This is a genomic window from Stenotrophomonas sp. PUT21, from assembly GCF_052232875.1.
Taxonomy (GTDB): domain Bacteria; phylum Pseudomonadota; class Gammaproteobacteria; order Xanthomonadales; family Xanthomonadaceae; genus Stenotrophomonas; species Stenotrophomonas maltophilia_N.
On the sequence record NZ_CP197645.1, the window covers coordinates 4,086,583 to 4,094,737 of the forward strand.

Sequence of the window (8,155 nt, forward strand, 5' to 3'; positions counted from 1 at the left end):
AGAGCCGACCGTTGGTCGGCTGCCCCCCCGCCTTACAACGCGCTCGCCGGCCGCACCTTCAACACCGCCTCTTCGGCCGCGCAATCCCGTGCCGAATGCAGCCCCGCCCTGCGCGCCGCCACGATCTCCTTGCGTGCGGCCAGCAGGTCGCTGTTGAACGCGGCGTTGTCATGCAGGCGTGCCACCGCGGCCGCGCCCATGAAGCGGCCTTCGAGGATGTCGCTCTGCCAATGCACGTTGCAGACCAGACGGCTCTCGCCATAGTTGCGGCCGCGTGCCTGGATTGCGTCGGCACGATCCGGGGCGATCTCCGAGAGGATCAGCGCCCAGGCCCAGCCGATCGAGGTGTGGCCGGACGGATAGGAGCCGTTGCCGCGCAGGTCCTGTTCGTCTTCCGGCGAGCAGGTGGGTTCGTTGTTGACCATGAACGGCCGCGCGCGCTGGTAGTGCTTCTTCGCCGTGCGGGTGGCCGCGCTGGCATCGATCCGGCTGCGTTCCAGCAGGCGGTACAGCGCCGGCGTCTTCACCGCATCCACATCGACATCGATCGCGCAGGAGAACTGATTGGCACCGGCCGGGAAGGCGAGCTCGGCGTCACGGTGGGCCTGCTCGAAGCGCGGGCTGCCGCGTAGCGCACGGGCTTCACGGCTGACCTGTTCGTCCAGTGCGAAGCCGGCCGAACCGGCGGCCGGCGGTGCCGGTACCAGTGCCAGGCTGTCCGGCACGGCGCTGCCCTGCAGGTAGCCGACCGCCTTGGTGGTCACCGAGGCTTCCACCGGCGTGGTGCCCGGTGCGGCCGTTGACGCGCAGCCGGCGAGGGCGGCGAGCAGGGCGGTCACCAGCATCGGGCGGATGGCAGCGGAGCGCAGGGACGATGACATCGGGAGGTCTCGAAGAGGGGGAGCCGCATGATCGCAGCTTCCTCCGGCGACGACAGCGGCCGTTCGTCATCCGGCCAGATCCGGCATGGCCGTGTCCCGGATGACGGAAACCCGCGACTGGTTCACGGATTTCATGGGGCGCACGACATAGCGTCATCGAAGGCGCCATCGTTCGTCATCTCTCCATGGAGACATGCACCCCATGGCAACGCGGCAGCGCCGGTCATCAGGGGGATCACCTGCAAGGAGACAGCGGATGCGAAGCGACGCGGGAAGGTGGGGGGGCGGTCTCGCCCTGGCTCTGATGCTGGCGTGCGGCACGGTGCACGCGGCCGATGTAGTGGGGGTGGCGTTCGTGCACGGCACCGGCAAACAGACCGATGCGCGCGCGGACTACTGGCAGCCGGGCATCATCGATACGGTGCGCCTCGGGCTGCCCAACAGCAGCAACTACACCGTCATCAACTGCGATTTCGAGCAGTACATGTGGAAGCCCGAGGCGGCCGGCTGCCTGGCCGGGCAGCTGACCAGCTTCATCAACAACCGCGGCATCACCAGGCTGGTGGTGATCACCCATTCCAACGGCGGCAACGTGGTGCGCTGGATCCTCTCCAACCCCACCTATGACAGCCGTTACCCGAAGATCATCCAGACGGTCAGCAAGGTCACCGCACTGGCGCCGTCCTCGGCCGGTACACCCCTGGCCGACGCGGTGCTCAACGGCAACGTGTTCGAAACCTCGGTGGGCTGGCTGCTGGGCTACAAGAGCGATGCCGTTCGCCAGCAGCAGGTGGGCCACATGGCCACCTACAACGCGCAGAACCTGTACGGCACGGCCGGCCGCCCCGCATTGCCCAGGCCGTTCCGCGCGGTGGTCGGCTCGGATGTGGAATCTGCGGTGTGGGACAGCAACAGTTACTGCGGTGGCTATGCGCAGAACGTGGGCCTGGAGTTCACCCAGAACTGGTTGAGCAGCTGCTCGGACGGCTTCCTGGAGTGCAGCAGCCAGAAGGCGGCCGGCACCACCTGGTTCACCGACAAGCAGCGTACCCAGGGCGCCGAGCCGCTCAGCCACAACCAGAGCCGGCGCGAGTGCTTCGGCTTGGGCACGATCCTGCGCAACGACCTGACCCTGTGAGGAGCCCCCCGATGATGCGAAAGACGACGATCGCGGCGGCCCTGTTCGCCGCGCTGGCAGCGCTGCCACTGCAGGCGGCACAACCGCTGCTGGCCGCCCGCGCCAGCGACCAGGTCCTACGCGCGGTGGAGCGTGCGCCCTTGCCGGCCGGGCCGGTGGAGCAGGCGCCGTTGAGCTTTGCCTGGGCGCTGGATCCAGCCCAGGCACTGACCCCCGCACCGACCTTCATGGCCAGCAGCCGCAGCTACTGGGAGATGGTGGATGCACCGGCGCTGCAACAGGGCCTGGCGTTGCCGCTGACCGCGCCCGATGCGGTGATCCAGGTCAGCCCCGTGCAGGGCGCCCGTGCGTTGGATAGCCGCCAATGGCAGGTGCGTGATCCTTCCGGCGCGCTGGCGGTGAACAAGGTGGTCGATGACCAGCAACTGCGCGCGGCGGGGATGGCGGTCGGCCCGGGCACGGCGATGGTCCGCACGGGCACCACCTCCGCGGCCGGCAGCTATCGGCTGCAGAGCACGCAGGCTCAAGGCCGCTACGTAGTGCAGGTACTCGAGCCCAACAGCCCGATCGCGCTGCAACTGCAGGCGAGCAGCGACCGGGTGCTGGCCGGTGGCACGCTGGCGCTGAGCGCGCGTCTGGTCAACGACGGTGGCTTGGCAGCGGCGCAGGCCGCCCGTGCGCGGCCGCTGCCGCTGCCGGCCGTGGGCGAGGCCCTGCTGGTGGCACCCGATGGCCGCAGCTGGCCGGTACCGCTGGTCGCCGCCAAAGACGGTCTGCGTGCACAGGTGACGGTGCCGCAGGACATCGGCACGGCGCAGGGGTTGTGGGAACTGCAGGCCTTCGTCAGTGCCGACGGTGTGCAGCGCGATGCCAAGGTGGCGTTCGCGGTGGCGCAGGCGACGGCGCGCTTCCAAGGCCAGGTCGAGGCGGATGCCAGCCGCCGCGAGGTCCGCCTGCCGCTGCAGATCGGTGCGCCGGGCCGCTATGAGGCGCGTGGCACGCTGTATGCCACCGGCCCCGACGGGACGCTGCGGCCAGTGGCGCAGGCACACAGTGCGGCGTGGTTCGCGACGGCAGGGGCGGGTGAGCTCCGCCTGCCGTTCGCCAGCGTGGCGTTGCCGAGCGGCTATGCCGCCCCGTTCGAGGTGCGTGATCTGCAGCTGCAGGACCAGAGCCGGATGGCCCCGATCGAATCACGTGCGGTGGCGGTGAGGTTCTGAGTTCACCCCGCGAACGCGCTCAACCGGCCGGCCTGATCCACCACCCGGATCGGGCCGCCAAACAGCTCGGACAACGGTCCATCGCGCAGCAGTTCCGCGCGTGAGCCATCGGCGAGGATCTTGCCACCGCGCAGCATCACCACCCGCTCGATCTCGGGGATGATTTCCTCGATGTGGTGGGTCACCAGCACCAGGGTGATGCCCTGGCGGGCGAGCTCGCGCATGGTGGCGATCAGCTGCTCGCGGGCGATCAGGTCCAGCCCGGTGGAGGGTTCATCCAGCAGCAGGGCCTGTGGCCGGTTCACCAGTGCCCGGGCGATCAGCACGCGCCGGGTCTCGCCGGCCGACAGCTCGGCATAGCCACGCTGCAGCAGGGGCAGGGCGCCGGTCATGGCCAGGGTCTCCCGCGCGCGTTCGCGCATCTCCGGGGTCACTTCGCGGAAGGCCGGCACCACGAAGCTGGCGAAGAAGCCGGTCAGCACCGCCTCTTCCACGGTCAGCCCGGGCATCTCTGAGAGGTTGCTGCTCAGGTCCCCGGTGACGATACCCAGCTGCGAGCGCAGCCGGTCCACCTGCCAGCGGTTCTGGCCGAGCACGCGCACCGCCACCGTGCCATCGCCGTGCGCCAGCGGGTACAGCTCGCGGGTGATGAGCTTGATGAAGGACGACTTGCCGCAGCCATTGGGGCCGAGCAGGGCGGTGTGCTGGCCCTGTTCGATGCGCAGGCTGAGATCGTGCAGGACCCGGACCTGGCCGCGGATGACACAGGCGCGGTCGAGCTCGATCAGGGGGACGGAGGAGGCCGGCACCACCGGCGAGGCTGCGACTGTCATGAATGCGGGGGCATGCTCACGAAGGTAAGGGAAGAACTGAATGACTGCGCAAAAATGGCATCGAAGGGATGAACTTTGCAACGTCAGGCCCCATGATGTCCCAAGGTGTACCCGTTTCCTTGCTGGCCGACTGCGGCCCGGAGTCCTGCGATGCTCGATACGCTCCTCAACTTCCTGACCGGCGGTGTCGTCGGCCTCGGCTGGTGGGGCATGGCGCTGGTGCTGCTGGTGTTCACCCAGCTGACCATCTTCGCCGTCACGCTGTACCTGCACCGCAGCCAGGCGCACCGGGGCGTGGATTTCCACCCGGTCATCGCGCACTTCTTCCGTTTCTGGACCTGGCTGACCACCTCGATGATCACCAAGGAGTGGGTGGCGATCCATCGCAAGCACCACGCCAAGGTGGAAACCGATGAGGACCCGCACAGCCCGGTGACCAAGGGCATTGGCATGGTGTTCTGGCGGGGCGTGGAGCTGTACCGCGAGGCCCGCGCGATGCGCGCGGATATCGAGCAGTACGGCCGCGGCGCGCCGGATGACTGGATCGAGCGTCACCTGTATACCCCGCATGCCAACCTTGGCCCGGTCGCGCTGCTGGTCATCAACAGCGTGCTGTTCGGCCTGCCCGGCGTGGCCCTGTGGGCGATCCAGATGGCCTGGATCCCGTTCTGGGCGGCCGGCGTCATCAATGGCCTGGGCCACTGGTGGGGCTACCGCAACTTCGAATCTGCCGATACCTCCACCAACCTGACGCCGTGGGCGTTCTGGGTGGGCGGTGAAGAACTGCACAACAATCACCATGCCTTTCCGAGCTCGGCGCGCTTCTCGATGCGCCGCTGGGAGTTCGATATCGGCTGGGCCGTGATCCGCGGCCTGCAGGCCCTGCGCCTGGCCAAGGTGCTGCGTGTCGCGCCGAGCATGGACGTGCGCCCGAACATCGCCGTGCCGGATGCTGAAACCCTCAAGGCCCTGTTGTCGCACCGCTTCCAGGCAATGACCGATTACCAGCGCAATGTGTTCGTGCCGGCCCTGCGCGAAGAAGCCGCGATGGCGGGCGCCAAGCTGCGCAAGCTGCTGCCGCGCCGCATGCGCCGTGGCCTGGTCAACGACGGCCGCTGGCTCAAGCCGGATTGCCGCGCCCAGCTCAGCACGTGGGTCGAACAGCGCCCGCGCATCCGCGTGCTGGTGGAGCACCGTGCCCGCCTGGCGGCCCTGCTGGAAGCGCGCGGCAATGACGCCGCCGAGCGCTTGAAGTTGCTGCAGGCCTGGTGCCACGAAGCCGAGGCTAGTGGCATCGCCGCGCTGCAGAACTACGCCGCGCGCCTGAAGGGCTACGCACTGACGGCGCACTGATCGATGTGCTTCCCGACCGGGAACGTCTCCGCGAAACGCCGCCTTGTGCGGCGTTTTGCGTGTCTGGGCCTGGCCGTTGGCGTGCTGGGTGCGACGGCACAGGCGCAGGTCACGGATACGGGCAGTTACCTGCAGCGCATGGACACCGACGGCGACGGCCGGGTCAGCGTGGAGGAATACGTGCAGTGGCTGCTGTACGCCTTCGATCGCATGGACCGCAACGGCGATGGCGTGCTCAGCGCCGATGAGCTGCCCGGTGGCAAAGGTCCGCCGATCACGCGGGAGCAGCAGCGGCAGACGCTGATCCAGCGGTTCCACAAACAGGATGCCAATGGCGACGGGTATTTGAGTGCGCGCGAGTTGGCTGCGCCGCCGCGGTGAGCTGAACTGAATTGCCGCCGTGACGTTGTAAATACGGTCCAGAATGTGACACCGATCTCATTTCTGCCACTCCGCTGAACGAACCTGTGCTTTACATTTCATTAACTTTTGGTAGGTTGCGCCCATTGGCAGACGAACGCGAAGCGTTCCCCATCGCCTCCAACCTGGTGCTTCAGCACGCTGTTGGGAAAGGATATGTGTTCCGGGGCTATGCCAAGGTACATGGAGATGCACGCAGGCAATGGAAGGCAACACAGGCAAGGCAAGAGCGGGTTGCAGTTTGACTTCGTAGTTCTCGCACATTGACAGGCAACGCTCAGGCATGGGGCTACACCTTCATGCTTGCCGACGTCCAGTGGCTTGAATGGCGATGGCAGCCTGGTACAGGGGGCAGCACTGAAACGGCGGTCCATCGATGGCACCGCGTGCGCAGACTGCTGAAACATCACAGTCCCGTTGACATGGTAGTTGAGCGAGGTGCGTTGCACGCTTGACCTGTAGGCCGTGGAAAAGACGGCGGAAAGGACATGGATGTCGTGCAGTACACCCGCGAAGGTGCCCATGAACGGGGCTTCGGTTGGATGGTCTGATTGAATGGATGCAATTACAGTGTCATCGCCACGGCGCCTGGGTGCGTTGTTCTTCATTTTGGTTGTGGGTCTGACGGCTCCCGTTGCGGCGTTGGCGCAGGCGGGACAGCCCACGCTGGCCGATCAGCAGGAACTGCGCGACCGTGCCGAGCGCGAAGCGCGTGAGCGCGCCGAACGGCAAGCGATTCCTGAAGTTGCAGGCCCTGCCGCACCAGCCGCCAACTACCGTTCCACGGACCTGCCCGACGAATCGCCCTGCTTCCGCATCGATGCCATCGTGCTCGATGGAGCGCATCGCGACCGGTTTGCCTTTGTCCAACGCTATCTGGACAAGTACCAGGGACGCTGCATTGGCCAGGAGGGCATCGCGCTGATGGTGCGCAGAGCATCGGACCTGATCCTGGCCAAGGGCTATGTCACCACCCGCATCGGCCTGCCCGAGCAGAATCTGGGCGTAGGCACCCTGCGCCTGCAACTGGTAGCGGGCACCATCCGTCAGATCCGTTTCGCCGATGGCCCTCCTCGCGATGCCATGTGGAAAAGTGCCTTCCCGGTGCGCGCTGGCGATGTGCTTAACCTGCGCGCGCTGGAGCAGGGCCTTGAGCAGCTCAAGCGGGTGCCATCGCAGGATGTGGAGATGGAACTGGTGCCAGGCGCGCAGCCTGGCGAGTCGGACGTGGTGATTACTCTGAAGGCCGCGCGGCGCTGGCGCAGTGCATTGTCGCTGGACGATGGTGGTAGTGAAGGTACCGGCAAGCAACAGGCCGGTACCACCGTATGGGCCGACAACCTGCTGGGCATCAACGACCTGTTGAGCATGGGCATCAACAGCGATGGCAGCGCCGAGCACGGCAAGGGCACGCATGGTTACAACGCATCCTGGAGCGCGCCGCTGGGCAACTGGCGTTTCTCGACCAGCACGTACGGCTCGCGTTATGCGCAGATCATTCGCGGCAACAACGACGACTTCAGCAGCACCGGCCGTTCGCGCAGCCTGGATCTCACGGTGGAACGCCTGCTCACGCGCGGCCAGAGTTATCGCACCGCCATGGAGCTGCGCCTTGCCCAGCGCCACTCGCGTAGCTTCGTCGAAGGCGTTGAACTGCGAGGCCAGCGCCGCAGGACCACCTCGGCGGAACTGGCCCTGCTGCATCGTCAGTACGTGGGCAGCCTGCAGGCAGATCTGCGCCTGGCCCACCGACGTGGCCTGCCGTGGCTGGGCGGCGATGACGATGGCCCAGGACGCGATGACGAAGCCCCCACCTTCCGTTACCGCATCACCACGCTGGATATCGGTGTCGGCGCTCCGGTGCTGCAGGGCCCCCGCCCAATCTATTGGAACAGCGCGCTGCGCTATCAGTGGACCTCCGACCCGCTGTACGGCGCTGAGTTCATCAGCATTGGTGGCCGCTACACCGTCAACGGCTTCGACGGCGAAGTGATGCTGGGCGGTGCGACCGGTGGCTACTGGCGCAACAGTCTCAACTTCAGCCTGCACCGCCGCTTCTCGCCTTACGTCGGCGTGGATGTGGGCCATATCGCCAGCAATGCGGTGCAGGGAATCGCCGGTGGCGACATGGTCGGTGCCCACGTAGGCGCCCGAGGCCAGGCGCTCAGCCTGGACTGGGATGTCTTTGTTGGTTTTCCGCTGGAAGCGCCCCGTGCGATCCGCGCGCAGAGCGATGCGCGGGTAGTCGGGTTCCGGCTCGCAACACAGTTCTGAAAACGAAGTACCTCGCCTTACACATGGATGACCTGT

7 protein-coding genes are annotated in these 8,155 nt (G+C 66.7%); 5 read left to right on the forward strand and 2 right to left on the reverse strand.

Annotated features, from left to right (window positions below):
• Positions 1 to 32: 32 nt before the first annotated feature.
• Positions 33 to 881, reverse strand: a complete 849-nt coding sequence (locus ACTT2I_RS18295) for an acid phosphatase (RefSeq protein WP_293979403.1) — start codon at positions 879 to 881, stop codon at positions 33 to 35.
• Positions 882 to 1,137: 256 nt separating this feature from the next.
• Between ACTT2I_RS18295 and ACTT2I_RS18300 the strand changes: the two genes are divergently transcribed.
• Both ACTT2I_RS18300 and ACTT2I_RS18305 read left to right on the forward strand, forming a co-directional pair.
• The gene (locus ACTT2I_RS18300) at positions 1,138 to 2,019 is read left to right on the forward strand and encodes a hypothetical protein (protein WP_421100040.1); all 882 of its coding nucleotides are present in this window, start codon (positions 1,138 to 1,140) and stop codon (positions 2,017 to 2,019) included.
• An 11-nt stretch (positions 2,020 to 2,030) separates the two neighbouring features.
• Positions 2,031 to 3,239, forward strand: a complete 1,209-nt coding sequence (locus tag ACTT2I_RS18305) for a DUF4785 domain-containing protein (protein WP_421588918.1) — start codon at positions 2,031 to 2,033, stop codon at positions 3,237 to 3,239.
• Positions 3,240 to 3,241: 2 nt separating this feature from the next.
• Here the strand turns inward: ACTT2I_RS18305 and ACTT2I_RS18310 are convergent, their stop codons facing one another.
• A complete protein-coding gene (locus ACTT2I_RS18310) occupies positions 3,242 to 4,072 on the reverse strand; it encodes an ABC transporter ATP-binding protein (protein WP_421100042.1) in 831 nt (276 codons plus the stop codon).
• Between the two features lie 150 nt (positions 4,073 to 4,222).
• Here ACTT2I_RS18310 and ACTT2I_RS18315 point away from each other — a divergent pair, with 150 nt between their 5' ends.
• The 3 genes from ACTT2I_RS18315 to ACTT2I_RS18325 all read left to right on the forward strand — a co-directional run bounded on the left by ACTT2I_RS18315 (position 4,223) and on the right by ACTT2I_RS18325 (position 8,119).
• Positions 4,223 to 5,425, forward strand: coding sequence for a DesA family fatty acid desaturase (locus ACTT2I_RS18315; protein WP_019184105.1), 1,203 nt, complete (start codon positions 4,223 to 4,225; stop codon positions 5,423 to 5,425).
• A 3-nt stretch (positions 5,426 to 5,428) separates the two neighbouring features.
• Complete coding sequence (locus tag ACTT2I_RS18320) at positions 5,429 to 5,806, forward strand: EF-hand domain-containing protein (RefSeq protein WP_293979398.1); 378 nt, start codon at positions 5,429 to 5,431, stop codon at positions 5,804 to 5,806.
• 609 nt (positions 5,807 to 6,415) lie between these two features.
• The gene (locus ACTT2I_RS18325) at positions 6,416 to 8,119 is read left to right on the forward strand and encodes a ShlB/FhaC/HecB family hemolysin secretion/activation protein (RefSeq protein WP_421100043.1); all 1,704 of its coding nucleotides are present in this window, start codon (positions 6,416 to 6,418) and stop codon (positions 8,117 to 8,119) included.
• Positions 8,120 to 8,155 lie beyond the last annotated feature (36 nt).